This window comes from Faecalibacterium sp. Marseille-Q4896 (assembly GCF_017377615.1).
Lineage (GTDB): Bacteria > Bacillota > Clostridia > Oscillospirales > Ruminococcaceae > Faecalibacterium > Faecalibacterium taiwanense.
Genome location: NZ_JAFREG010000001.1, coordinates 686,464 through 709,196, shown reverse-complemented (window position 1 = coordinate 709,196; position 22,733 = coordinate 686,464). Strand labels below are relative to the sequence as shown.

Annotated in this window: 30 protein-coding genes; 14 read left to right on the top strand and 16 right to left on the bottom strand. The window is 56.1% G+C overall.

The genetic code is table 11. The features are described from left to right. The first annotated feature begins 12 nt into the window (after positions 1–12). The 8 genes from J3348_RS03590 to J3348_RS03555 all read left to right on the top strand — a co-directional run bounded on the left by J3348_RS03590 (position 13) and on the right by J3348_RS03555 (position 5,669). Positions 13–225, top strand: a complete 213-nt coding sequence (locus tag J3348_RS03590; RefSeq protein ID WP_097774730.1) for an HFLK protein — start codon at positions 13–15, stop codon at positions 223–225. A 116-nt stretch (positions 226–341) separates the two neighbouring features. After that, positions 342–719 carry a desulfoferrodoxin family protein gene (locus tag J3348_RS03585; protein WP_154255811.1) on the top strand — a complete coding sequence of 126 codons (378 nt, stop codon included), beginning with the start codon at positions 342–344 and terminating at the stop codon, positions 717–719. A 202-nt stretch (positions 720–921) separates the two neighbouring features. Further along, complete coding sequence (locus tag J3348_RS03580; RefSeq protein WP_207698308.1) at positions 922–1,905, top strand: Gfo/Idh/MocA family oxidoreductase; 984 nt, start codon at positions 922–924, stop codon at positions 1,903–1,905. Between the two features lie 95 nt (positions 1,906–2,000). After that, on the top strand, positions 2,001–2,210 hold the full coding sequence (locus J3348_RS03575; RefSeq protein ID WP_097772305.1) for a hypothetical protein: 210 nt from the start codon (positions 2,001–2,003) through the stop codon (positions 2,208–2,210). Positions 2,211–2,690: 480 nt separating this feature from the next. Further along, positions 2,691–3,461, top strand: a complete 771-nt coding sequence (locus J3348_RS03570) for an EFR1 family ferrodoxin (protein ID WP_207698307.1) — start codon at positions 2,691–2,693, stop codon at positions 3,459–3,461. 17 nt (positions 3,462–3,478) lie between these two features. Then, positions 3,479–4,105, top strand: a complete 627-nt coding sequence (locus J3348_RS03565; RefSeq protein ID WP_207698306.1) for an alpha/beta hydrolase — start codon at positions 3,479–3,481, stop codon at positions 4,103–4,105. Between the two features lie 32 nt (positions 4,106–4,137). Next, the gene (locus J3348_RS03560) at positions 4,138–4,527 is read left to right on the top strand and encodes a C-GCAxxG-C-C family protein (protein WP_005939676.1); all 390 of its coding nucleotides are present in this window, start codon (positions 4,138–4,140) and stop codon (positions 4,525–4,527) included. A gap of 383 nt (positions 4,528–4,910) precedes the next feature. Continuing rightward, positions 4,911–5,669, top strand: a complete 759-nt coding sequence (locus J3348_RS03555) for a cyclase family protein (RefSeq protein ID WP_097782034.1) — start codon at positions 4,911–4,913, stop codon at positions 5,667–5,669. A 232-nt stretch (positions 5,670–5,901) separates the two neighbouring features. On the opposite strand, the gene J3348_RS03550 is transcribed toward J3348_RS03555, so the two are convergent. From J3348_RS03550 to J3348_RS03535, 5 genes are all read right to left on the bottom strand, one after another. After that, the gene (locus J3348_RS03550) at positions 5,902–6,675 is read right to left on the bottom strand and encodes a 4Fe-4S binding protein (RefSeq protein WP_347565354.1); all 774 of its coding nucleotides are present in this window, start codon (positions 6,673–6,675) and stop codon (positions 5,902–5,904) included. Beyond that, complete coding sequence (locus tag J3348_RS03545) at positions 6,654–6,821, bottom strand: hypothetical protein (protein WP_005939690.1); 168 nt, start codon at positions 6,819–6,821, stop codon at positions 6,654–6,656. Before J3348_RS03545 ends, J3348_RS03550 begins: the two co-directional genes overlap by 22 nt. Then, positions 6,818–7,300, bottom strand: coding sequence for an FMN-binding protein (locus J3348_RS14160; RefSeq protein WP_347565360.1), 483 nt, complete (start codon positions 7,298–7,300; stop codon positions 6,818–6,820). Before J3348_RS14160 ends, J3348_RS03545 begins: the two co-directional genes overlap by 4 nt. A gap of 15 nt (positions 7,301–7,315) precedes the next feature. Continuing rightward, complete coding sequence (locus J3348_RS14155; RefSeq protein WP_347565353.1) at positions 7,316–7,891, bottom strand: FMN-binding protein; 576 nt, start codon at positions 7,889–7,891, stop codon at positions 7,316–7,318. 135 nt (positions 7,892–8,026) lie between these two features. Next, entirely contained in the window at positions 8,027–8,863 is an 837-nt protein-coding gene (locus J3348_RS03535; protein WP_207698305.1) for a hypothetical protein, read from the bottom strand. Between the two features lie 290 nt (positions 8,864–9,153). Between J3348_RS03535 and J3348_RS03530 the strand changes: the two genes are divergently transcribed. The 3 genes from J3348_RS03530 (at position 9,154) to J3348_RS03520 (ending at position 11,054) form a co-directional block, all read left to right on the top strand. After that, positions 9,154–9,936 carry a ZIP family metal transporter gene (locus J3348_RS03530; RefSeq protein WP_207698304.1) on the top strand — a complete coding sequence of 261 codons (783 nt, stop codon included), beginning with the start codon at positions 9,154–9,156 and terminating at the stop codon, positions 9,934–9,936. A gap of 247 nt (positions 9,937–10,183) precedes the next feature. Further along, complete coding sequence (locus tag J3348_RS03525) at positions 10,184–10,795, top strand: class I SAM-dependent methyltransferase (RefSeq protein WP_207698303.1); 612 nt, start codon at positions 10,184–10,186, stop codon at positions 10,793–10,795. A gap of 22 nt (positions 10,796–10,817) precedes the next feature. Then, complete coding sequence (locus J3348_RS03520) at positions 10,818–11,054, top strand: hypothetical protein (RefSeq protein ID WP_005939708.1); 237 nt, start codon at positions 10,818–10,820, stop codon at positions 11,052–11,054. Between the two features lie 87 nt (positions 11,055–11,141). On the opposite strand, the gene J3348_RS03515 is transcribed toward J3348_RS03520, so the two are convergent. The 3 genes from J3348_RS03515 to J3348_RS03505 form a co-directional block, all read right to left on the bottom strand. Then, positions 11,142–12,275, bottom strand: a complete 1,134-nt coding sequence (locus tag J3348_RS03515) for an SLC13 family permease (protein WP_207698302.1) — start codon at positions 12,273–12,275, stop codon at positions 11,142–11,144. Positions 12,276–12,398: 123 nt separating this feature from the next. Continuing rightward, a complete protein-coding gene (locus J3348_RS03510) occupies positions 12,399–12,857 on the bottom strand; it encodes a threonine/serine exporter family protein (protein WP_207698301.1) in 459 nt (152 codons plus the stop codon). Further along, the gene (locus tag J3348_RS03505; protein WP_207698300.1) at positions 12,854–13,624 is read right to left on the bottom strand and encodes a threonine/serine exporter family protein; all 771 of its coding nucleotides are present in this window, start codon (positions 13,622–13,624) and stop codon (positions 12,854–12,856) included. Before J3348_RS03505 ends, J3348_RS03510 begins: the two co-directional genes overlap by 4 nt. Before the next feature lie 425 nt (positions 13,625–14,049). Between J3348_RS03505 and J3348_RS03500 the strand changes: the two genes are divergently transcribed. Further along, complete coding sequence (locus J3348_RS03500; protein WP_207698299.1) at positions 14,050–14,520, top strand: Hsp20/alpha crystallin family protein; 471 nt, start codon at positions 14,050–14,052, stop codon at positions 14,518–14,520. A gap of 342 nt (positions 14,521–14,862) precedes the next feature. Here the strand turns inward: J3348_RS03500 and J3348_RS03495 are convergent, their stop codons facing one another. Next, entirely contained in the window at positions 14,863–14,991 is a 129-nt protein-coding gene (locus tag J3348_RS03495; protein ID WP_097782029.1) for an oxaloacetate decarboxylase, read from the bottom strand. Between the two features lie 13 nt (positions 14,992–15,004). Then, the gene (locus J3348_RS03490) at positions 15,005–16,135 is read right to left on the bottom strand and encodes a sodium ion-translocating decarboxylase subunit beta (protein WP_207698298.1); all 1,131 of its coding nucleotides are present in this window, start codon (positions 16,133–16,135) and stop codon (positions 15,005–15,007) included. Between the two features lie 464 nt (positions 16,136–16,599). Between J3348_RS03490 and J3348_RS03485 the strand changes: the two genes are divergently transcribed. Both J3348_RS03485 and J3348_RS03480 read left to right on the top strand, forming a co-directional pair. Continuing rightward, the gene (locus J3348_RS03485) at positions 16,600–17,082 is read left to right on the top strand and encodes a peptide-methionine (S)-S-oxide reductase (protein WP_097774744.1); all 483 of its coding nucleotides are present in this window, start codon (positions 16,600–16,602) and stop codon (positions 17,080–17,082) included. A gap of 2 nt (positions 17,083–17,084) precedes the next feature. Further along, positions 17,085–17,225, top strand: a complete 141-nt coding sequence (locus J3348_RS03480; RefSeq protein ID WP_242702844.1) for a hypothetical protein — start codon at positions 17,085–17,087, stop codon at positions 17,223–17,225. A 102-nt stretch (positions 17,226–17,327) separates the two neighbouring features. Here the strand turns inward: J3348_RS03480 and fabZ are convergent, their stop codons facing one another. From fabZ to J3348_RS03450, 6 genes are read right to left on the bottom strand one after another with little or no spacing between them, the layout of a single operon-like run. Beyond that, positions 17,328–17,798 carry a 3-hydroxyacyl-ACP dehydratase FabZ gene (gene fabZ / locus J3348_RS03475; RefSeq protein ID WP_005939736.1) on the bottom strand — a complete coding sequence of 157 codons (471 nt, stop codon included), beginning with the start codon at positions 17,796–17,798 and terminating at the stop codon, positions 17,328–17,330. A 3-nt stretch (positions 17,799–17,801) separates the two neighbouring features. Next, positions 17,802–19,040, bottom strand: coding sequence for a beta-ketoacyl-ACP synthase II (gene fabF, locus J3348_RS03470; RefSeq protein WP_097774745.1), 1,239 nt, complete (start codon positions 19,038–19,040; stop codon positions 17,802–17,804). Positions 19,041–19,055: 15 nt separating this feature from the next. Beyond that, positions 19,056–19,805 carry a 3-oxoacyl-[acyl-carrier-protein] reductase gene (fabG, locus tag J3348_RS03465; RefSeq protein WP_120080695.1) on the bottom strand — a complete coding sequence of 250 codons (750 nt, stop codon included), beginning with the start codon at positions 19,803–19,805 and terminating at the stop codon, positions 19,056–19,058. After that, the gene (fabD, locus tag J3348_RS03460) at positions 19,802–20,734 is read right to left on the bottom strand and encodes an ACP S-malonyltransferase (protein ID WP_005939745.1); all 933 of its coding nucleotides are present in this window, start codon (positions 20,732–20,734) and stop codon (positions 19,802–19,804) included. The genes fabG and fabD overlap by 4 nt, the downstream gene beginning before the upstream one ends. Then, complete coding sequence (locus J3348_RS03455) at positions 20,731–21,798, bottom strand: nitronate monooxygenase family protein (protein ID WP_207698354.1); 1,068 nt, start codon at positions 21,796–21,798, stop codon at positions 20,731–20,733. The genes fabD and J3348_RS03455 overlap by 4 nt, the downstream gene beginning before the upstream one ends. Beyond that, entirely contained in the window at positions 21,792–22,727 is a 936-nt protein-coding gene (locus tag J3348_RS03450; RefSeq protein WP_207698297.1) for a DUF561 domain-containing protein, read from the bottom strand. The genes J3348_RS03455 and J3348_RS03450 overlap by 7 nt, the downstream gene beginning before the upstream one ends. Positions 22,728–22,733 lie beyond the last annotated feature (6 nt).

Sequence of the window (22,733 nt, the reverse complement as noted above, 5' to 3'; positions counted from 1 at the left end):
GAGGAAAATACAATGGCAAACGGTGATTACGGCTATTTCGGCAAAGGCGACACGGGCTATGCCCAGTACATGACGGCCTTCAACCGCAACTTCGGCGGCTCGTCCGGCGGCGGTGGCGGCGGCCACAACAATGGTGGCGGCAGTGGTGGAGACGGAAGCGGCTGCGGCTGCCTCATCGCCATTGCGGTGGTGGTCGTGCTGGTGCTTATTGCCATGGGAAGCTGAGGGGCATTTCCACAGCACTGGACTGCTTGCGTGACCCGGTCACAGAAAATTTAACTAGGAAATGTTATCATATAGTCACAGGAAACACCAACAACATTCCGATGGAGGATTTTAATATGAAGGCAAAGTTTTATATCTGTGAGCACTGTGGCAACCTGGTCACCACCATCCACAACGCAGGCGTTCCGCTGGTCTGCTGCGGCGAAAAGATGAAGGAGCTGCTCCCCAACACGGTGGAAGCCAGCGGTGAAAAGCATCTGCCGGTGGCAGAGCTTTCCGGCAGCACCCTCACGGTTACGGTGGGTGCGGTGGAGCACCCCATGGTGGATGTGCACCACATCCAGTGGCTCTTTGTGGAGACCGAAAACGGCGGACAGCTCCGCTATCTTACCCCCGGGCAGTCACCCAAGGCGGTGTTTGAGCTGGGCGGCGAAAAGCCCGTGGCGGTCTACGCCTACTGCAACCTGCATGGTCTGTGGATGACGAAGCTTTAAGAAATAAACAGGCTCCTGCCAGTGGTTAAACGCTTGCAGGGGCCTGTTTTGGCGTGCAGCCAGAGGGATGATACCGGTGAATAGAATCGTCCCCGGAAAGTTGGAACAAGCCCTCCGGGGGCATTTTTGTTTTTCGGAAGCTTTTCCACAAGGGAAAATCATGGTATACTGGACCCAAAGCCATAAAATGGGAGGTACCGTTATGAAGTGGGGAATTTTAGCGACCGGCACTATTGCCAAAAAGTTTGCGTCTACGGTGGAACAGATGGGCGCAGAAGGAGAGCAGCTTTTTGCCGTGGGGTCACGGCATCTGGAAAGCGCACAGGCGTTTGCACAGCAGTACGGCATTCCCCGCTGCTATGACTCCTACGAAGCCCTTGCCGCTGACCCGGAGGTGGAGGCTATCTATATCGCCACCCCCAACACCCTGCACTACGAAAACTGCAAGCTCTGTCTGGAGCAGGGCAAGCACGTTTTGTGCGAAAAGCCCTTTACCATCAGCCCGGAGCAGGCACGGGAGCTGTACCATCTGGCAGAGGAAAAGCAACTCTTTCTCATGGAGGCGTTCTGGATCTGGCTGCTGCCGCTGTACGACCGCCTGCGCGAGATCCTTGCGGCTGGCACCATCGGGGAGCTGAAGCAGATCACCTGTCAGTACGGCTTTGTTGCCTCCGGTGCCCGGAAGGACCGCAAGTTTGATTCCGGTCTGGGCGGCGGTGCGCTGCTGGATATCGGCATCTACAATCTGGGCTTTCTGCGCATCCTCACCGGACAGGACCCGGAGAAGGTGGAAACCAAAGAGGTCCACATCAACGAGTACGGCACCGACGATTACAGCCGCCTTGCGCTGACCTACCCCGGCGGCTGCAAGGCGGAGTCGGTCCAGACCATCGGGCAGGAGCTGGAGCGCAATGCCCGCATCGTTGGCACCAAGGGCAGAATCTTTCTGCCGGATTTCCAGCACGCCGAGACCATGACGCTGGAAGTGGAGGGCAAAGAGCCGGAGGTCATCCGCTGCCCGGTGGACATCAACGGCTTTGAGTATGAGATCCGGGAAGCAAGCCGCTGCGTCAAGCTGGGGCGCACCGGCAGCGACCGCTACACCCCGCAGGACAGCCTTGCCTTGACCCGCCTGATGTACGACACCCGCATGAGCTGGGGCATGAAGTTTGCGGGTGAGGTGTAAGCACACACCTTGCCGCAAAGGGCTTTTTGCGTGCGGAGACTATGGCATACGGAGAGCGGCAACTCGGAATTGATATAAAAAAGAAGGACACATAGATGAAAACAGTGGTTCTTTATAATATTATTTCTTTTATCATCCTCGTTGCTTTGATTTTTGTCTTAAGGATTGTTAGTAAGAGTAATTTAAGACAAAATCAACAACTTGTTATTAAAGTCATTGCAACTATTTTAATTGTTTGTGTGATAGCGTTCGTGCTTTTTATTGATGCAATAGCATTTGGCATTATAGGACCAGTTCAAGATTAACAATTCCAGTTTGACAAGGAAGTGCTTTGCATGAAAAAGCGTATATCAAGGATTCTCGGTTTAATAATGCTGATTATAGCTATTGCATTTATAGTGTTTGCATTGAACCATCCAGAAATGAGTTTTCCTTGGAACAATACCATTACTTGGTTACTGTATGGTTTATATATTCTTGTGACAGTCATGTTGCTTATTGCGCCTAAGACGAAGAAGTAAACAATTCGCGTTTGTGGAGCGAAGCGGAACAATGAAAGCCCCAGTGGGGCTTTCAAGCGACCGAACGGTCTTGCGGCAGCAAGATGGAGAGGCCTCGCCCCGACAAGTTCGCGTTTGTGGAGCGAAGCAGAACAATGAAAGCCCCAGTGGGGCTTTCAAGCGACCGAATGGTCTTGCGGCAGCAAGATGGAGGGGCCTCGCCCCGACAAGTTCCAGTTTGCCGGGCAGACGGACATCTGAATAACACAAAATGAGGGAGCAGCCATGGTACTTTATTTTACGGGAACTGGCAACAGCCGGTATCTGGCGCGGCGCATTGCCGAAGGGTTGGAGATGCCGCTTTACGACCTGAACGCCTGCATCAAGGCAGGGGATACCGCCCCGGTGCAGACCGGGCGTGACGTGGTGCTGGTAACGCCTACCTACGCATGGCGTATCCCCCGGGTGGTGTCGGAGTGGCTGGGCAAGACCGCACTGACCGGGGCAGAGCGCATCTGGTTTGTGATGGATTGTGGCAGCGAAATTGGCAATGCGGCAGGCTATAACCGGCAGCTTGCGGCGCAAAAGCAGCTGCAGTATATGGGCACAGCTCAGATCATCATGCCGGAAAACTACATTGCCATGTTCAATGCGCCCCAGAAGGAGCAGGCACGGAGCATCGTGGAGCAGGCAGAGCCTGCGCTTCAGAAGGTGCTGGCGCAGCTCAAGGCCGGGCAGGAATTTCCTCCGCCGAGAGAGAACCTTTACGACCGCTTTATGAGCGGCCCGGTGAACCCGGTGTTCTATCGCTTCTTTGTAAAAGCCGATGCCTTCCGGGCAACGGACGCCTGCATCGGCTGCGGTAAGTGCGTGGAGTTGTGCCCCTTGAACAACATCCGTTTGGAAAACGGAAAGCCGGTCTGGGGCAAAAACTGCACCCATTGCATGGCGTGCATCTGCCACTGCCCCAAAGAAGCCATCGAGTACGGCAAAAAGAGCAAAGGCAAGCCCCGGTATCACTTTGAAGCACTGGAAAGGAAGCAGCAGGACGTGTGAAGGAGAGCGGAAATTAGATGAAGTTTTTGTACTTACATGGGTTGGGACAAAAACCAAACAGTTGGGACAGAGTAATAAAAGAAACGAAGGTCTCGGATAGAAGCGCCAGCTTGAGCTTGGCAGAGATGCTGGAAGGAAAAGCGGCCACCTATAAGGAGTTGTATACTGCATTCTCAGAAGAGTGCAACAAGGAAAATGATGAAATCATCTTGTGCGGGCTTTCCTTGGGTGCTGTTCTGGCACTTAATTATGCGATAGACCATCCGAATAAAGTAAAGGCACTGGTGCTAATTGCAGCACAATATAAAATGCCTGAAAAGCTATTGAAGTTCCAGAATATGCTGTTTCGCTTTATGCCGAATACAATGTTCAAGCAATTTGGCTTCAAAAAAGCTGATGTGATCAGCTTGTGCGGTACGATGACGGAATTGGATTTCAGGGATTCATTATGTAAGGTGTCCTGTCCGGCATTGATCGTTTGTGGGGAAAAGGACAACGCAAACAAAAAAGCCTCAATGGAACTTGCCAGTTATTTGAGTGATTCCCACTTCCATGAACTTTTGAAAGCGGGTCATGAAGCAAACATAGAATCTCCGGAGGAATTGGCAACAGTGTTACAGGAATTTTATGATAATGTCGAATAAACTACGATTCATCAAAGAAAGAGGACTTTAAAATGAACATCGAAGAACGGGCGGCACAGGCTGCCGCATGGAAAGCTACTGGACAGTGCAACTGTGCACAGGCGGTAATGAAGGCATTTGAGGACAAGCTGCCGGTGGATGCCGACACCCTGATGAAGCTGGGCGCAGGCTATGCCGCCGGCATGGGCTGCATGGAGAGCACCTGCGGCGCACTGATCGGCGCTGTGATGGTGGCGGGCATCGTCACCGACGGCAAGGGCACACCCCGCATTTCTAAGGAACTGCTGCAAAACTTTCAGGAAAAGTGCGGTGCTACCATCTGCAAGGATCTGAAGGGGATAGAGAACGGCGCACCGCTGTGCCCGTGCCCGGAGTGCGTCCGCAACGCTGTTCTGGCACTGGGCGAGGTGCTGGGAGAGTAAGATGAAGAAAATCTTGTCTGTTTGCCATGGCAGGATGTGCTGGAGGGTTGCACCGCCCTGCTGGAAGAGCTGCGATAAAAGGGAAAGGGGATGACGAAACGTTATTGCAAGGGCGAACGATTTGCTGACCTGTCGTTTGCCCGGGAAGTCTTTGAAAGAATAAACCTATTGACATGGTACGAAAATGGGTTTATACTATCCCCAACACAAGGAAGGGAGCGCAGACAGATGAAACATACAGCAGATGCCCGGCACAGACTGCCCGGGCGAATGCGCTGCTCCCAGACAAATTCCCGGCAGACAGACTGAGAAAAAACAGGAAGATGCCGTTGTCTGGGAGAAGTGCCCGAACATACATCGTCACAATAAAAGGAGAACCGACAATGGCTGATTATAAACTGTGGAACGCACTGAAGGATGCTAAAAAATATCGCTGGGTAGAACTTTCTCACTCGCTGAACAACGAAAGCCCCTACTGGTCCGGCATCCCGGAAGGCTCTGTGGAGCTGGCAAAGACCGTGTGGGACTGGGGCAAGCCGGAACTGGAATGCCTGATCCAGACCTTCAAATTCCCCGGACAGTTCGGTACCCATATCGACTTCCCGGGTCACTTCATCAAGGGCAAAGCGCTGTCCGAAAAGTTTGATGTGAATGACCTGATTTTCCCGCTGGTGGTCATCGATATTTCCCAGCAGGCCAAGAAAGACCCTCGCTACGCTGTGACAGTGGAGGACATCAAGGCCTATGAAGCAAAGTACGGTCCTATCCCGGATGGTGCGTTGGTGGCTCTGCGCAGCGACTGGTATAAGAAGTGGCCGGATATGGATGCGCTGTCCGGCATCGACGCAGAGGGCAAAGAAAATGCTCCCGGCTGGTCGCTGGAAGCATTGGAGTATATCTACAAGGTGCGCAATGCCGCCGCCAACGGCCACGAAACGCTGGATACCGATTCCTCTGCGGTGGCGGAGGAAAAGGGTGACCTTGCCTGCGAGCGCTATGTTCTGGATAACGACAAGCTGCAGGTGGAGGTGCTTGCAAATCTGGATAAAGTTCAGCCTGCCGGTGCGGTAGTCATCGTTTCTTATCCCCGCATTGAAGGTGCAACTGGTCTGCCTGCGCGGGTCTGGGCTGTTACCGAATAAGAGCGGAGAAGTGGGAAAATGTCCTTTCCCCCTGCCACCAGCGCCATGCTGCATAACCTTTCCACCCTTGGCATCAGCCTGCGCAGCATGACAGACCTGTTGGAGCAGAAGTCTTCCCTGTAAAAATGGTACGCCGGAGCGTCCGCAGATGCTCCGGCGTATCGAAATGATAGATCTCCCAGCCAAAAGGAGGCTGCTGCACAAATACTGCGCAGCAGCCTCCTTTTTTAGTTCAGATGAATCGGCAAAAGCCCAGCCAGCAGCCCAGCAGGAAGAAGAGCAGCGCTTTACCCAGCACCGGCAGCCATAGACGCTTGCACAAGGTGGTATCCCACCGGCGGATGTTCTGCTTGGGGCAGGTGCCAACGCAGGCTTCACAGGCGATGCATTCCCCGCTGCGCAGGCTGGTTTCCTCCAGCTTCAGGCACATCGGGCACTGCTGTTTACAGGCATTGCAGCCCGGGATGCAGCCGTCGCTCTGCCGGTGCAGCCGCGCAAATGGCAGCACCGGCAGCAGGGCAAACACCGCTCCCATGGGGCAGAGGAACTGACAGAAGAACCGGGGCTGCACCGCCATACCCAGCAAAATGAGCACAAGCAGCCCGATGCCCACACCAAAGCCCTCCGGCGGCAGATGCAGAGCCGTCAGGCGGGAAAACACCTCCCACGGGCTTGCGCCGGTCAGCATCTTTTCCTGCCGGGTCACATACAGTGCTACCAGCCATGCCAGCAGCAGGTATTTGACCTTCTGCCCCAAAAGCACCGCCCGCTCCGGCAGACGGAGCTGCTTTTTGCGGTGGAACAGCTTTTTTTGAATAAGCCCGGAAAGCGCCCAGACGGCATCGCCCAAGCTGCCGAAGGCGCAGGCGTACCCACAGAAAAAACGGTCGAAAAGCAGGGTGAAGCCGCACAGCCCCATCAGGGAAAGTGTGAAGCTGTCCACAGAGAGCACCTCGCCTGCACCGATGTGCAGAAAGATCTGTTTTACCCCGGAAAACCCGGCCACGAATTGTAGGCTTCAACTTCGGCAATTTCCTGCTTGCGCTGGCTTACCGCTGCCGCCCGGATCAGCGCCACCTGCTGGTATTGCCACAGTACCCCCAAAATTAGCAGCAGGTTCACCGCCCGGAGGAGAAAATTTTTGTATTTCATTCTGCTGCTCCTTCCGTTTCAGATTCAATCCCGGTCTCTTCCGGCGGCAGTGCCGGCTCGGATGTCGGCAGCACTTCCTCAGAAGATGCCGGTTCCGGTTCAGAGGATGCCGGTGCATCTGCATAGAAAAGCTGCTGCCATACTTCCTTGAGCCACACGGGAACGGCGCTCTTTTCCTCCGGCTGCACCACCTCCACGGTGGGCGCGGTGACCGGCGTTTCCCCGGGCTCTGCTGCTTCAGACGGTGCGGTTTCCTCTGCCGTCTCTTCCGATGCAGTCTGCTCCGGAGCGGTTTTCTCTGCCGGGGCAACAGCCGCCTTTGCCAGCGCCAGCTTGACCGCGTTCAGGATGCCGGTGGAAGAGTAGGTCGCGCCGGAAACAGCATCCACGTTGGGGCTTTGTCCCTCCAGAATGGCGGGGATGACCTGTTTTGCCCGGGAGAGATATTCCTCCTCGTCCTCGGCGCTCAGGATCGTGATATCGGTAATTTTATCCTATGCCACCGTGACCTGCACTGTGATCTGCCCCTCAAAGCCCGTGGCTTCGGCAGTGTAGATGCCGTCCAAGTAGATGGAGGGAGCCGTAAATTCCTCCACCACAAGCGTTGCAGCGGGCTTTGGCTGGGGCGGCAGGGGATTGTTGACTACCTCGCCGGTCAGGGCGTTCTGCACTGCGCCCAGAATGCCCCGGCTGGTATAGGTGGCCTCGGAAACGGCATCCACCTCCCAGCTCTGAGTCTCCACCACGGTGGTCAAAAGCCGCTTGGCACGCCGCAGAAACTGCTTGGTCTCGTGGGATGCGTCCAAGATCTCCACCTCCGTGATGCTGCCGTTTTCCATGGTGACCTGTACTCGGACGGCACCGCCGTAGCCCCGGGAAGAGCCGACGTAAACGCCGTCGGCATAGGGCAGCTTGGGCAGGGTTTCTTCCTCCGCTTCGGAGGAAGCGGCTTCCACAGACTGCTCCACCACGGTTGTCAGCTTTTCCGGCACGGCGGCCAGCACCGGAACGGTGCGGGGCAGGGCAAAAAGTACAGCTGCCGCTGCCGCCACAGTCGGGAGCAGTTGCACCAGCGGCAGCAGTGTATGGCATCGTTTTTGTTCATTCCAACTCCTCCTGACACGGAAAAGCAAGGCCGCCTGATGCCAAGCGACCTTGCCGTTTTGTGTTATATTTTACAATAAATTAGGCAGTTTCCCGTGTATTCACAGCGCCACATTGACCGGCAGGACATACACGCCGTCGGCGGCGTAGAAGGTGATCTGAGTAATCGTCTTGCCGATGATGGATGCAAAGTAAGGATCATCGGCATTGAAGCCCAGCTTGGTACCATGCCAGATGTTGGCCACATGATGCAGGCCGTACTCACTGCCATCGGCGGTGGTCAGAACTACGCCGTAGACCTTGTTGGCCTTGTAGTCCAGATCAAAACCGGAGATTTTCATCTCGTAGGTGGCGTGGTGACCGTTGGTATTCAGCTCCACAGTGGTGCCCTCTACGGTGGTCTCGGTGGCGTGGACCTTGCCAAACTCCCACTTGCCGCTCAGCAGGTTATACCATGCGGTGATGTAGTAGGCAGGGGTCTCACTGAGCTTGTAGTAAGCGTAGCTCTCGTTCTCAAACAAGGCATCTGCGCCGGTGTAGGTGGTGGTGGATTCATTGCCCTTCAGGGTAACGGTAATGTCGTAGCTGTCGGCATCGGTGACCTGCTTTGCATTCTTCAGCGCCCACGGGGTCAGCACCTTGACCGGGAAGGAAACGCCGGTGATGTCGGTGCCATCTGCGTTGACGTGGTAGGAACCGGCGGCAAGGTTGCCCGCACGGGTCTTGTTCCTGGTGGCGCTGGTCACAGCGTCGATCTCAGATGCGTTGTCCACACCGGCAGCCTTGTAGAAGTCGGCGTAGGGGATGTTCATCTGGACATAGCTGGAGGTCAGGCAGTTTTCCTGTTCCACCTCTTCCGCAGCGAAGGCCGGGACTGCCACAGCGCATACCAGCATAGCGGCCGCAAGTGCACCTGCAAATACTTTTTTCAATCTCATGGTAACACACCTCTATCTCAGTTTTGAAAAAATAGTTAGCTTTACCTAACAATTGATGCAAAAAAATGCAGGGGAAAAACCCCTCAGATGGTTAGGCAAAACAAATTCGCGAAGTAAAAATAGCACTCCCACCGGGCGTTGTCAAGTAGAAACCGGAAAGTTTGCAGAGGTGAATTTTTCGATGCAGGAAACGATCTGCATCCTCTATACCGCAAAGCCCTTGACCTTTTTGCCGGAGCGCAGTATACTTTTTGCGGAGTTAGTTGCGAATAACCGCAAGGAGGTACTACATGATACAAGACGCGTTCTGGGGGATCCTGATTCCATTTCTAGGCACAAGCCTTGGAGCGGGCTGTGTGTTCTTTTTGAAAAACTCTTTGCGCGACAGCGTCCAGCGGGCGTTGACCGGCTTTGCCGCCGGGGTCATGGTGGCGGCATCGGTATGGAGCTTGCTGATCCCGGCTATGGAGCAGGCCGCAGATCTGGGCAGGCTGGCGTTTTTCCCGGCGGTGGTGGGTTTCTGGCTGGGCATCCTGTTTTTGCTGCTGCTGGACCATCTCATCCCGCATCTGCACCAGAACAGCTTGCAGGCCGAAGGGCCAAAAAGCCAGCTCCAGCGCACCACCATGATGGTTCTGGCGGTGACGCTGCACAACATCCCGGAGGGTATGGCAGTGGGCGTGGTCTATGCCGGCTACCTTGCTGGAACGGCTCAGATCACCGCCGCCGGGGCGCTGGCACTTTCCCTTGGCATTGCCATCCAGAACTTCCCGGAGGGGGCTATCATCTCCATGCCACTGCGGGCGGAAGGAATGAAAAAAGGCCGGGCGTTCTGGGGCGGCGTACTGTCCGGCATCGTAGAGCCCATCGGGGCAGTGTTGACGATTCTGGCGGCAGGCATCGTGGTGCCCGCGTTGCCCTATCTGCTCAGCTTTGCCGCCGGAGCCATGCTGTATGTGGTGGTGGAGGAACTGATCCCGGAAATGTCGCAGGGACAGCACTCCAACGTTGGTACGGTATTTTTTGCGGTGGGCTTCAGCGTGATGATGGTGCTGGATGTGGCACTGGGGTGACGGTTGGGGGTTCCCGAAAGCGAAATCTCTCTCGGAATACCCGAAAATGTCTAAACTCCTTGACAGAGGCAACAGCAGGGCGTATTATTTTGGCAGAAAGACCGCTGAGAAGCGGCTTTTTATAGAACAAAAAGTTAGCTTTACCTAACTTGCGGCACGAGGAATTGCTGGCCTGTCATCCGGTGCAGTGGGCGCATCGGGTAAAAAGTATTGCATTGTGAACGGTAAATAGAAAGAGGGTGGCGTTATGTCCTTTTTTGAAAACACTCGAAAGCCCGTAGGCCTTGGCGGGAAGATCATGGTTGCTATGATGAACTTTGGACACAGCGCAATGGCAGAATGGGGGCTGAGTTTTTTACAGCCTGCCCCGGATGCCATGGTGCTGGACTGCGGCTGCGGCGGTGGAGCGAACATTAAAACGCTGTTGAAACTGTGCCCCAACGGCAAGGTGCAGGGCATCGACTACTCAGCCGTCAGCGTGGAAAAAGCGCGAAAGGTCAATGCCAGAGCCATTGCGGCAGGACGGTGTACTGTGCAACAGGCAAGTGTGGTAGAGCTGCCGTTTGAAGCGGAGCAGTTTGATGTGGTGACCGCCTTTGAAACGGTCTACTTCTGGCCGGAGCTTGCACAGAATTTCGGAGAGGTTTATCGAGTGCTGAAGCCCGGCGGGGTCTTTTTCATCTGTAACGAAGCGAACGGCGAAACGACAAAAGACGACAAATGGACGAAAATCATCAATGGCATGACCATCTATACGGATACTGCACTGAAAGAGTATCTGGAACAAGCAGGATTCTGTCAGATCCAGAGCCACAAAAATAAAAAGGGCTGGCTTTGCGTTACGGCGCAAAAGCGGTGAAATAGTGTAAGGAGGACGGAGCATGGAACGAAAAGAAGCAATCCGCAGTGCCTACCGGCTGACAGGCGGCAATAATTTTTATGATGGTATGATCACCTGCTCCACCCTGAGCGGGAAAGCGGTGTGCCGTCTGGTGTGGGACATGAACAAGGCAGAAAATGATGCCTATCTGGAAAAGGCACTGTCCGGCATCCCGAAGCATTTTTCCGGCAAGCTGCTGGAGGTGCCGGTGGGCACCGGCATTCTGACCATACGATAAAACCAAAGGGAGTTCTGCCCGGACCTTCGTCCGTGACGGAACTCCCTTTTTTAGCTTTATAGAAAAACCATAAGTCATCTGCCACGTTCAGCGGAGCAAAAACCACACACCCAGCAGGATCGCAAGGAAGATCAGGTTGGACAGGGTGAACAGCCCAAAATACCGCGTCTTCCCCTGTGGCAGCTCCCGTGCGATCTGTCGGTAGGAAATAAGACTGGCCATAGATGCGATCAAAGTGCCAAGACCTCCGAGATTGGTGCCGATGATGAGGGCTTGTGTCTCTGCCGTGAACCCGGACAGCAGCAGGGCGGCGGGAACATTACTGGTGACCTGCGAAGCAAGAACCGCCACAAGAACTTCCCGGCCGGTCAAAAACTCCTGCAGCCAGCCGGAAAAAGCGGGAATGCGCCCCAGATTGCCAATGAAGATGAAAAAAGCCACAAAGGTCAAAAGCAGGGAATAGTCCACTGCCCGTAAGGTGTGCGGGTCTGCAAAAAGGGCGCAGACGAGTACAGCGGCAAAGGCAATGCCATAGGGCAACACCCGGATCACGGACAGCAGGCAAACGGCAAACAGAACCAGATACAGCAGGATGATCTTCTGATCTCCCTGAGATGCAGAAGAAGAAACAAGCTCATCCACGGAAAGGGCATCAGAGGCTTTCCGGCAGACCAGCGCTGCCCAAGCCAGCAGCAGGAGCAGAGAGATCAGGGTGTAGGGCAGCATAAGAAGAACAAATCCCCCGATGCTCATGCCGCTTTTTCCGTAAAGATAGAGGTTCTGCGGGTTGCCGATGGGGGTCAGCATACTGCCAAGGTTTGCCGCAATGGTCTGCATACAGACCACCGGGATCAGAAGGGAGCGGCGGACATCCGCTCCCAGACGGCTCAGGACCACGAACGTAAAGGGGACGAAGGTCAGCAGGGAAACATCGTTGGTGATGAACATGCTTCCGAAAAAGCACAGCCCGACCAGTACCAGCGTCAGCTGAAAGGTGCTGTGGGTACGGGACAGCAATGCCCGGCCCAGTCCATCAAAAAAGCCCTGCCGCCGCAGCCCGGCCATGACCGTCATCAGGGAAAACAAAATCGCCAGCGTGCGCAGGTCGATGTAGCCGAGATACTGCGCATCCGGCAGAACAAAGAAGGCGGAGACAACGGCCAGCACAGCGGCTGCGGTGAGGACCGTTTCCTGCTGAATGAATTGTTTGAGTAGTTTCATAGAGACACATCCTTGTAATTGTAAAGGCAGCCCTGCTGCGGTGCCGGACGGCCTTTTTCCGTATTTCAGAGCAGCAGCTCAAACGACCCGATCATCAGCGGCATTCTTCAATGTGGAAGATCGCTACTTTCCCGAAGAACGGATTGCAAGTGTGTGCAGCTTCCGGCTCAAATCGGCCAGACACCATGCGATTGCCATACCGCCGGCAATTCCAAGAGCGGCCAGAAAGGTCTGCTTTCCGAAATGCTCTGCAGCAGACAAATCATTGGAGACAACTGCGTTCATGCAGTAGTAGAGGGTGCTTCCGGGAATGAGGGGAATGGCAGCGGTGATGAAGAAAGGCGTAGAGGGTGCATTGCAGCATCGGGCAAGAATTTCGGCATACAGAGCGGCACAGAAACCGGCCAACAGATTGGCAAGAAAGACGCTGTGCAGGGTGTTGGCGGCAAGAAGATAAGCCAGCCATGCCAGTAGCCCGCCTACACCGGCGGCGGGTAAGTAGCGCCGGTTCAGATTGAAGATCAGTCCGAAACCGACCGAACCAAGGGCAGCACTGAGCAACTGCGAAAAAACCTGTATCATGCGGAAATTCCTCCCATCAACCAGATGGCGGCCATTATGCCGAGTGCAAGGGTGGCGGCCATCAGAATGGCTTCCACCAGCCGAAGAGAGCCGGAAATAATGTCCCCAAGTAAGATGTCCCGGATGGAATTTGTCAGCATGATGCCGGGAATCAGCAGCATGATGATACCAATCAGAACTTTATCGGCATGAAACTGCATCCCAAAGCGGCAGAGCAGCAGAGTGGAGACACCGCTGAGAAATGATGCTATAAACTGAAATTCTACGCCATTCATACAAAAAGGCGAGAGATAGCGCTCCATCCAGCAAATCAGAACGGCAATGCCGCCGGCCAGCAGGCCGTCCCAGAGATTTCCACCAAAGAAGATGGCAAAACTGGAAGCAGCCAACACACTGCCGGCAAGATGCAGTCTTGGGTCCGGATGCTGTGCCAGAATGGCATTCAGCTGGCGCTGAAACTCTTCTATGGAAGGAGGCGCTGTGCAGATACGGCGGCTGAGCGCATTGAGCTTTTCCAATGTCAGCAGGTCATTGCTGGCAGCGTGACGCAGGCGGCGGGTCTCGGTCTGCGGCGGCAGCGAGGGCATGGTAAGCGTGACCACGATGCTGGATGTGATCACGAATACATTCACATCTTCTGCCCCATAGGCGATTGCGATCCGGTTCAAAGTGTCCTCAACGCGGAATACTTCTGCGCCGCTGTTTTGTAAAGCTTCGCCCATTCGGACCAGAATGTGGAGAAAATGACTGACCTCGGTCTCTTCCACAATATCACGCTCTTTTCATCTCGGTTTCTACATTATTATAGCGGGTGGACCGGCAGAACGCAAGACGCTGCAAGGACAGAGAGACTTTTTGATAACCGCATTGTTTACGCGGGCAATGGATCGCCTGGTTCTGAAGAAACGGCTTGCATCCGTTCTGTCACAGCGAAAGACTACGATTGGAGAAGAAAAAATTGAATCCAGTGCAAACGATTTTGCCGAGAATTGCATGAAATATTATAAAAGTATTATTCTTTTATGAATTTTAGCACTCTACTATTGACACTGCTAATAAACGGTGCTATAACAGTGGCGTGCTCAGGAGAAAGGGGCATGAGGGAACCGCAAGGCTCCCGGGAAGACTCCGCTCCTGATGCACGATCTTGATTTTATGCCCGACCCGAACGCCGGGATTGGAGGGTTGTTTTATGTTTATGCCTGCTGTTTTCCATGAAAATCTGTTCGATGATTTCTTTGATCCGTTCTGGAACGACGGTGCGCTGGAGCGTGCAATGAATCGTGAAGAGCGTGAAACCTTCGGCAAGCGCGGCGCAAACATGATGAAAACCGATGTGAAGCAGACCGCCGATGGCAACTATGATGTGGCTGTTGACCTGCCCGGCTGCAAGAAGGAAGACGTTCAGATGGAGCTGAGTGACGGCTACCTGACTATTCAGGCCGTCCGCAACCACTCCAATGACGAGAAGGACAACGATGGCCGTTATCTGCGCCGTGAGACCTTCTCCGGTACCTGTGCCCGCAGCTTCTATGTGGGTGATGCCGTGAAGAAGGAGGACATCCACGCAAAGTTCGAGGATGGCATCCTGCACATCGTGCTGCCCGCACCGCAGCAGCAGAAGGCTCTGCCTGCGAATCCCAATCTCATTGAAATCGAATAATGTTTGTGCATCGGTGTGAGGAACACCGGCGCATAGAACCAACCCCCGGAGAACCGTAAAAAGCTCTTCGGGGGTTTTTGTATTCTGACATCTTTTCGGAAGTGAAAAAGCGTGGTACCCACAACACCGACACGCAAGAGGACGCAGCAGTCAATCTTTTTGAAACCGCCGTCAAACACGCATAAAAGCGAAAAGAACCCGCTTTCAACATCAAATTGAAGTGAAAGCGGGTTCTTTATTGAAGTGACACCAAATTGTCACAAAATCACAGTTTTAGAAGGCCTGTGCATCATATTTATAGCGATATTTCGCCGTAAATTCGCTTTTGCTTGATGGGATGAATTATTTCCGACTTGTCAGCCGGTTGAGCAGCATCACAGCCAGGACAATGACACCAATGACGAGAAGAATGCCGACCATGCCGATGAGCATCATGGGCAGGGTGGTCATCCACGAAGAAAGATGAAGCATAAGTGTACCTCCGTTAAGCCATCAGGGTCAGAATCAGGCCGCCTGCAATGACGGATGCGATCTGCCCCGAAACGTTGACGCTGATGGAGTACATCAGCAGGAAATTCTGGTTATCTTCTTCCAATCCCATCTTGTTGACCACACGGCCGCTCATGGGGAAGGCGGAGATGCCGGCTGCACCGATCATCGGGTTCAGTTTTTTGCCTTCGGGCAGGAACAGGTTCAGCAGCTTTGCAAACAGCACGCCGCCTGCGGTATCAAAAACGAAGGCTACCAGACCCAGTGCAAGGATGAGCAGGGTATCGGGCCGGACAAACTTGTCAGCGGTCATCTGTCCGGCCACGGTCAGGCCCAGCACGATGGTGATGAGGTTTGCCAGCACATTCTGCGCGGTTTCGCTGAGGGCGTTCAGTACGCCGCACTCCCGCAGCAGGTTGCCGAACATCAGAAAACCAACTAGAGCTACGCTGGCAGGAGCTACCATACCGGCAATGATGGTTACCACAATGGGGAACAGAATCTTCGTCAGCTGGCTGACATTGCCCTTTTCATAGGGCATCCGGATGCGGCGGTCCTTCTGGGTGGTCAGCAGTTTAATGACCGGCGGCTGCACGATGGGCACCAGAGCCATGTAACTGTACGCTGCCACCATGATGGCACCAAGGTACTGGGAGTTGAGGGCGTTAGCTACAAAAATGGCGGTGGGACCGTCCGCTGCACCAATGACAGCGATGGAAGCAGCATCCTTCAAATCAAAGAAGAAGCCTGCCAGAAACAGGGTGAAGAAAATACCAAACTGCGCTGCGGCACCAAAGAGCATGAGCCACGGTTTTTCCAGCAGGGGGCCAAAGTCGATCATAGCACCAATGCCGATGAAAAGCAGCAGGGGAAACAGCTCGTTGGACATGCCTGCTTCAAACAGGGCAGAAATGGGGCCTACGGTATCGCCCTGCGTGATGGCACCGGACAGCGGCAGATTGACCAGAATGGCACCAAAGCCCATGGGTAAAAGCAGGCTCGGCTCCATTTTTTTGGCGATGGCAAGGTAGATGAGCAATGCACCAATGCCCCACATCACCACCATCTGCCAAGTCAGGTTTCCAAAATTGGAAAACAGACTTGCGAATGTGTTCAGAAAGTTCATAGTTTTCTTGCCTCCTATTGTGCTCCGGTACGGTGACAAGAAAAAGAGACTCCTGCCACAGCACCTTGTCTGTGACAAAAGTCTCAAGCGAACACATGACATCGGGCATTTCTGCCGTGATGACGCTGCCATGCAGCAGTCTCCCGAAGAATAAGCCGGAACACTGCCCTTTACTCCCTTTTATCAGATGTATTAAAACAGAATATGGGAAAACTGTCAAGAAAAATACAGAAATCTTTTCTGTATCTTATGAGGGTCCTTCCGCTGTGGTTCACGCAAGCTGATTACAGCAAAGCATTTCTGAAAGCCCATCGAGAGAAAATCACTCTGCACAAGGCGGCCCCGGAGAGCTGCGATAAGCCCTCCGGGGCCATTTTTGTTTTCTGATATCTTTCCGACAGTGGGAAAGCGTGGTAGAATAGGAGCAAAGCTGATATATGATCAACAGGAGGAGGAAAATCAAGATGGAAACGGTCTATATCGCAGGCGGATGCCTTTGGGGCGTACAGCATTTTTTTGACACAGTGCCTGGTGTACAGATGACTGAAGCCGGCAGAGCCAACGGAACAACGAGTTCTCTGGATGGCCCATACGATGGATATGCAGAATGCGTAAAAGTGGTCTATGATGAGAAAAACACAAGCATTTCAGAACTGATGGCACACCTGTTTGAGATCATCGACCCCTACAGCCTGAATAAACAGGGCGTGGACGTTGGAAAAAAGTACCGGACAGGGCTGTACAGTACAGATCCCAGACATCTGGAAGAAGCAAGAGCTTTTATAAACGGCCGGGAGGACCGGGACAAGATCATGCTGGAAGTGCTGCCGTTGACAAATTATGTCCGGAGCGCTGAGGAGCATCAGCACCATCTGGAACGGCACCCTGAAGACTGCAGTTACTGCCATATCCCGGATGCTGTCCTGAACAGATACAGAAATCAGTAAATATGCGATCCTACCATTGCAGTAACACCAATGGAAAGTATCAGGAGCAGGAGAGTGCTCCGCTGGTGCGGGAATTTCTGGCGGATACCGGCATGACAGCGGCGCGGATCGAACGGGTGGCCTATCTGGTGGGGCACCACTGATGGTTCTGGATGTGGCGCTTGGCTGAGAGAGCGAAGCGGCTTCTCAATGGTAAAATAACGGAAAACACCCCTGTGAGCTTTTTTAAACTCACAGGGGTGTTTTTAGGCGTTGGGGTCGGTCAGCACAAAGGTCAGCTCGGCGGTGGCGGCGCACTTGCCGTCCACCCACGCCGAGGCTTTGCCCACGCCCACCGGGCCGTGCTGCTCTACCAGTTCACAGTGCAGGGTGAGCACATCGCCGGGGGTGACCTGCTTGCGGAAGCGGGCATTCTTGATGCCGCCGAAGAGGGCCAGTTTGCCCTTGTTCTCCGGCAGGCTGAGCGCCGCCACCGCGCCGGTCTGGGCCAGTGCTTCCAGAATGAGCACTCCCGGCATCACCGGCTGGCCGGGAAAATGTCCGCAGAAAAATTCCTCATTGCGGCTCACGCACTTGCGGCCGATGGCCCACTGGCCCGGCTCGTAGTCCAAAATGCGGTCCACAAGGGCAAAGGGATAGCGGTGCGGCAGAAGCGCCGCTATCTCCTCGCTGTTCAGGGCGTTTGCGTCTGCACGCACGGTGCGGGGTTCTGCCATGGGTCAGCCCTCCCATCTGCGCAGGGCGATGCAGGCGTTGTGCCCGCCAAAGCCCAGACTGTTGCTCAGTGCGTAGGTCATGGCCTGCGCACGGCCAGTGTTCGGCACATAGTCCAGATCACATTCGGGATCGGGCTGCTCATAGTGGATGGTGGGCGGCGCAAACTGGTCATGCAGGGCCAGCGCTGTAAATACGGCTTCAATGCCGCCCGCACCGCCCAGCAGATGGCCGGTCATGCTCTTGGTGCTCACCACAGTCAGCTGCTTTGCGTGTTCGCCGAACACCGCATGGATGGCGGCGGTCTCGCAGGCATCGTTCATGTGGGTGCCGGTGCCGTGGGCGTTGATGTGATCCACCTGCTCCGGTGCGATGCCTGCATCCGCCAGCGTCAGCGCCATGCAGTCGATGGCACCTGCGCCGCCGGGGGCGGGGGCGGTGAAGTGGTAGGCGTCGCAGTTGGCACCGTAGCCCACCACCTCGGCGTAGATGTGCGCACCGCGGGCACGGGCATGCTCCAGCTCTTCCAGCACCAGCACGCCGCTGCCTTCGCCCATCACGAAGCCGCCGCGCCGCGCGTCAAAGGGCAGGCTGGCTGCATCCGGATCGGTCGCGGTGGAAAGCGCTTTCATGCTGGTAAAGCCGCCGATGCCCAGAGGGCTGATGCAGCTCTCTGCACCGCCGCAGACCATGGCAGTCTCGTAGCCGTCACGGATGCGGTGGAAGGCATCGCCTACGGCATTGGTGCCGCCGGCGCAGGCCGTCACCGGGCAGGTGCACATGCCCTTCAGGCCAAAGCGGATGGCCACCTGTGCCGCCGCCATGTTGGCAATGGACATGGGCACGAAATAGGGGCTTACCTTTTCCATGCCCTTTTCTTCACCGCGGGTGTGCTGCTCCTCAATGGTGGGCAGACCGCCGATGCCGCTGGAAAGGATGACACCGATCTGTTTGGCTTCTGCTTCGGTGTCCAGACCGCTGTCTGCAACCGCTTCAGCGGCGGCAGCAAGGGCCAGAACGGTAAAGCGGGCCATCTTGCGGGCTTCCTTTTTGTCCACGATGGTTTCCGGGTCAAAGCCCTTCACCTCGCCTGCCAGCTTGCATTTAAAATCGGTGGTATCGAACTGGGTAATGGGGCCGATGCCGCATTTGCCCGCTTTGGCAGCGGCCCAGCTGTCGGCGGTGTTGTTGCCCAGCGGGTTCACGGTGCCAAGGCCGGTGATCACGACTCTGCGTTTTTCCATGAGAGTTTTCTCCTTTTACATTGCCATGCCGCCGTCTGCACAGAGCACCTGCCCGGTGAGATAGCTGCTTTGTTCTGCGGCAAAAAATGCCACTGCATTTGCCACATCCTCCGGCTTTCCTGCGCGGCCTGCGGGGATGCCCTTTGCCATTTCGGCACGGACGGCTTCCGGCAGGGCGGCGGTCATGTCGGTCTCGATAAAGCCCGGCGCGACCGCATTCACGGTCACATTGCGGCTTGCCAGCTCGCGGGCAAGGCTTTTGGTCAGTCCAATCAGGCCCGCCTTGCTGGCGGCGTAATTGGTCTGGCCGGCGTTGCCCCGCAGGGCCACCACACTGGAAAGGTTCACGATGCGGCCCCAGCGCTGGCGCACCATGCGGCGGGCGGCCTCCTTGCAGCAGAGGAACGCACCCTTGAGGTTTGCGTTCAGCACTGCATCGAAGTCCTCTTCGCTCATGCGCAGGATCAGATTATCGCGGGTAATGCCCGCGTTGTTCACAAGGATATCCACCCGGCCAAAGGCGTTCACCGCCTGTTCAAAGAGCGCTTTGCAGCCCTCGGCAGTGGAAACATCGGCCTGCACAGCCACGGCATCTGCGTTTTCGGCCTTGCACAGAGCCACCGTCTCGGCAGCTGCAGCTTCGCCGTGGCAGTAATTCACCACGACATTGCAGCCCTGCTTTGCCAGCTGGATGCACACAGCCCGGCCAATGCCCCGGCTTCCGCCAGTAACAACGGCGGTGCGGATGATCGTTTCTTCGCTCATAGCTCTTCCTTCCATGCTGTCAGTGCGGCGTTCAGCTGCTCCGGGGTCTCCACCGAAGCGCAGACCACGCCGGGCAGGGTCTTTTTCACAAAGCCAGCCAGAGCACTGCCCGGGCCAACTTCCAGAATATGGTCTACGCCCAGCTCACCGAGGCGGTGGAGCGTATCTTCCATGTAAACGCTGCTCTGCACCTGCTTCACCAGCAGGGCGGGGATGCTGTCCTGCTCAGCTTTTTCACGGCCAAGGCAGTTGAACAGCACCGGCACCTGCATCTCGCCAAAGGGCTCAGACGCAAAACGCTTTGCCAGTGCATCCCCGGCGGGGGCCATGAGGCGGGTGTGGAACGGGCCGCTCACCTTGAGCGGGATGCAGCGGCGGGCGCCGGCTTCTTTGGCCAGTGCGGCGGCTTTGTCCACAGCGGCTTTCTCGCCGCCGATGACCAGCTGACCCGGGCAGTTGTAGTTGCAGATCTGCACACAGCCGAGCTGTGCAGCCTGCTCACAGCAGGCTGCAAGTGCCTGCCGGTCAAGGTTCAGCACGGCGGTCATGCCGCAGTCGATGCCCTTTGCAGCTTCGGCCATGGCTTTGCCGCGGTAAGCGGCCAGCTCGATGGCCTGCTTTGCGGTGAACACCCCGGCAGCTTCCAGCGCGGAGTATTCGCCCAGCGAAAGCCCGGCCACATAAGCGGGTTTCACGCCCTGCTGGGCCAGCACTGCGGTCACGCCGCAGGCAAAGGCCACCATGCAGGGCTGGGTGTATTCGGTCTGATTCAAAAGGCCGTCCGGGTCCTCAAAGCAGACGCGGTGCAGGTCGAAGTCCAGCTCTGCACTGTCAAATGCCGCCCGGAACGCGGGAGAGCCTTCGTAAAATTCTTTGCCCATGCCGGGGTGCTGTGCCCCCTGACCGGCATATAAAACGGCAAGCTTCATTGATTTTGCCTCCATTCGGTCACAAGTTCATCCATCAGCTCCTGTACCGTGCGCATCCGGTCCAGCCTGCCCACGTTGGCTCCGCAGAAGAACAGGCCCTCCTCCACATTGCCCTTTACGGCTTCGATGAGCGCGTGGGTGATGCAGTAGGGCACCTTGGCGGGGTCGCAGGTCTTCAGGCAGCGGGCACAGTGCCGGGGAGGGAAGCGGGTCCCCTCTGCCAGCGCCTGCACCAGCGGGGTGTTCAGTGCACGGCCCGGCATTCCCACCGGGCTGTGGATGATCCGTACATCCTCGGGCCGGGCGTTCAGCAGAACGTCCTTGTAGCCCTGGGATGCGTCGCACTCGTAGGTGGTGATAAAGCGGGTAGCAAGCTGTACACCCGCAGCGCCCATTGCGGTAAAGTGGGCCATATCGGCACCGGTATACACTCCGCCTGCCACAAACACGGGGATGCTGTGGCCAAACTGTGCTTCAAAGGGCTTTACCTCGGCCAGCACCTCGGGCAGGATGTCATCGAGGGTCTGGCATTTGCCTGCCAGCAGGTCATCTTCGGCAAAGCCGAGGTGTCCGCCTGCCTTGCAGCCTTCGATCACCACAAAATCAGCGGTGCGGCCAAACTCTTTGGCCCAGCGGCGCAGGATGAGCTTTGCGGCTCTTCCGCTGGAAACGATGGGCGCGATGGCAACATCCGTTGCGCCCACGATGCCGGGCAGCTCCAACGGCAGGCCCGCGCCGGACACCACCGCGTCCACGCCCGCTTCCACAGCGGTGCGGATCGCGGCCGCATAATCCTGCGTTGCCACCATGGCGTTGATGGCTACCATGCCCGCGCCCTTTGCGATCTGCTTTGCTTTTTTAATTTCCGCTGTCAGTGCACGGTGGTTGGCGCTTGCCGGGTCACGGGCAAAGTCCGGCTCCCGGTAGCCTGCATCGGCGGTGGAGATGCACCCCATGCCGCCGCAGGCTGCAACAGCACCGGCCAGCCCGCCGAGGGAAACGCCCACACCCATGCCGCCCTGTAGGATGGGCACAGACAGGGTCTTTCTGCCGAGGGTCAGCATTCGGTGCTCAGCGCGGCAATGCGCTGCCTCCCGCTGTTCCACAGGTCTGCAAGAATATCCGCCACCGGGCGCACCTCGTGCAGCATGCCTGCCACCTGACCGGCCATCAGGCTTCCGGTGGTGGTGTCGCCCTCAAACACGGCGCGGCGCAGGCTGCCAAGGGTGTACTTTTCCAGCTCCATCTTGTCGGCACCGGCGTTTTCCTGCCGGACATATTCGCGGCTCATTCGGTTTTTCAGCACTCGCACCGGCGCACCCACGCTTCGGCCGGTCACGATGGTATCGCTGTCCTTGGCCTTGAGCAGGGCGGCTTTGTAGTTTTCATGGATGGGGCACTCCTCGCTCACCAGCAGGCAGGTGCCTACCTGCACGCCGCAGGCGCCCAGAGCCAGAGCGGCTGCCAGCTGGCGGCCATCGGCGATGCCGCCAGCCGCAATGACAGGTACATTTACGGCATCCACCACCTGCGGCACCAGCGCCATGGTAGCCATTTCGCCCACATGGCCGCCGCTCTCGGTGCCCTCAGCAATGACAGCATCGATGCCCAGCGGCTCCAGATGCTTTGCCAGCACGGCGGCGGCGACAACCGGGATCACCTTGATGCCGGCAGCTTTCCACATGGGCACGTATTTGCCCGGGTTGCCTGCACCGGTGGTCACAACGGACACGCCCTCGTCTACCACGATCTGCGCAAAAACATCTGCCTGCGGATGCATGAGCATGATGTTCACGCCGAAAGGCTTGTCGGTCAACTGCTTGCAGCGGCGGATGTTCTGGCGCAGGGTGTCGGCATCCATGCCGCCCGCACCGATGATGCCCAGTGCTCCCGCATTGGAGCAGGCAGCGGCAAACTCGCCGGTGGCAATGTTGGCCATGCCGCCCTGAATGATGGGGTATTTTGTGCCTAAAATTTCGTTTAAAAGTTTCATAGTTTT

What these genes read in the sequence shown, in the direction of transcription:
- J3348_RS03590 (WP_097774730.1), top strand. Translation starts at nt 13, where the DNA reads ATGGCAAACGGTGATTACGGCTATTTCGGCAAAGGCGACACGGGCTAT.
- J3348_RS03585 (WP_154255811.1), top strand. Translation starts at nt 342, where the DNA reads ATGAAGGCAAAGTTTTATATCTGTGAGCACTGTGGCAACCTGGTCACC.
- J3348_RS03580 (WP_207698308.1), top strand. Translation starts at nt 922, where the DNA reads ATGAAGTGGGGAATTTTAGCGACCGGCACTATTGCCAAAAAGTTTGCG.
- J3348_RS03575 (WP_097772305.1), top strand. Translation starts at nt 2,001, where the DNA reads ATGAAAACAGTGGTTCTTTATAATATTATTTCTTTTATCATCCTCGTT.
- J3348_RS03570 (WP_207698307.1), top strand. Translation starts at nt 2,691, where the DNA reads ATGGTACTTTATTTTACGGGAACTGGCAACAGCCGGTATCTGGCGCGG.
- J3348_RS03565 (WP_207698306.1), top strand. Translation starts at nt 3,479, where the DNA reads ATGAAGTTTTTGTACTTACATGGGTTGGGACAAAAACCAAACAGTTGG.
- J3348_RS03560 (WP_005939676.1), top strand. Translation starts at nt 4,138, where the DNA reads ATGAACATCGAAGAACGGGCGGCACAGGCTGCCGCATGGAAAGCTACT.
- J3348_RS03555 (WP_097782034.1), top strand. Translation starts at nt 4,911, where the DNA reads ATGGCTGATTATAAACTGTGGAACGCACTGAAGGATGCTAAAAAATAT.
- J3348_RS03545 (WP_005939690.1), bottom strand. Translation starts at nt 6,821, where the DNA reads ATGAAATACAAAAATTTTCTCCTCCGGGCGGTGAACCTGCTGCTAATT.
- J3348_RS03535 (WP_207698305.1), bottom strand. Translation starts at nt 8,863, where the DNA reads ATGAGATTGAAAAAAGTATTTGCAGGTGCACTTGCGGCCGCTATGCTG.
- J3348_RS03530 (WP_207698304.1), top strand. Translation starts at nt 9,154, where the DNA reads ATGATACAAGACGCGTTCTGGGGGATCCTGATTCCATTTCTAGGCACA.
- J3348_RS03525 (WP_207698303.1), top strand. Translation starts at nt 10,184, where the DNA reads ATGTCCTTTTTTGAAAACACTCGAAAGCCCGTAGGCCTTGGCGGGAAG.
- J3348_RS03520 (WP_005939708.1), top strand. Translation starts at nt 10,818, where the DNA reads ATGGAACGAAAAGAAGCAATCCGCAGTGCCTACCGGCTGACAGGCGGC.
- J3348_RS03515 (WP_207698302.1), bottom strand. Translation starts at nt 12,275, where the DNA reads ATGAAACTACTCAAACAATTCATTCAGCAGGAAACGGTCCTCACCGCA.
- J3348_RS03510 (WP_207698301.1), bottom strand. Translation starts at nt 12,857, where the DNA reads ATGATACAGGTTTTTTCGCAGTTGCTCAGTGCTGCCCTTGGTTCGGTC.
- J3348_RS03500 (WP_207698299.1), top strand. Translation starts at nt 14,050, where the DNA reads ATGTTTATGCCTGCTGTTTTCCATGAAAATCTGTTCGATGATTTCTTT.
- J3348_RS03495 (WP_097782029.1), bottom strand. Translation starts at nt 14,991, where the DNA reads ATGCTTCATCTTTCTTCGTGGATGACCACCCTGCCCATGATGCTCATC.
- J3348_RS03490 (WP_207698298.1), bottom strand. Translation starts at nt 16,135, where the DNA reads ATGAACTTTCTGAACACATTCGCAAGTCTGTTTTCCAATTTTGGAAAC.
- J3348_RS03485 (WP_097774744.1), top strand. Translation starts at nt 16,600, where the DNA reads ATGGAAACGGTCTATATCGCAGGCGGATGCCTTTGGGGCGTACAGCAT.
- J3348_RS03480 (WP_242702844.1), top strand. Translation starts at nt 17,085, where the DNA reads ATGCGATCCTACCATTGCAGTAACACCAATGGAAAGTATCAGGAGCAG.
- fabZ (WP_005939736.1), bottom strand. Translation starts at nt 17,798, where the DNA reads ATGGCAGAACCCCGCACCGTGCGTGCAGACGCAAACGCCCTGAACAGC.
- fabF (WP_097774745.1), bottom strand. Translation starts at nt 19,040, where the DNA reads ATGGAAAAACGCAGAGTCGTGATCACCGGCCTTGGCACCGTGAACCCG.
- fabG (WP_120080695.1), bottom strand. Translation starts at nt 19,805, where the DNA reads ATGAGCGAAGAAACGATCATCCGCACCGCCGTTGTTACTGGCGGAAGC.
- fabD (WP_005939745.1), bottom strand. Translation starts at nt 20,734, where the DNA reads ATGAAGCTTGCCGTTTTATATGCCGGTCAGGGGGCACAGCACCCCGGC.
- J3348_RS03455 (WP_207698354.1), bottom strand. Translation starts at nt 21,798, where the DNA reads ATGCTGACCCTCGGCAGAAAGACCCTGTCTGTGCCCATCCTACAGGGC.
- J3348_RS03450 (WP_207698297.1), bottom strand. Translation starts at nt 22,727, where the DNA reads ATGAAACTTTTAAACGAAATTTTAGGCACAAAATACCCCATCATTCAG.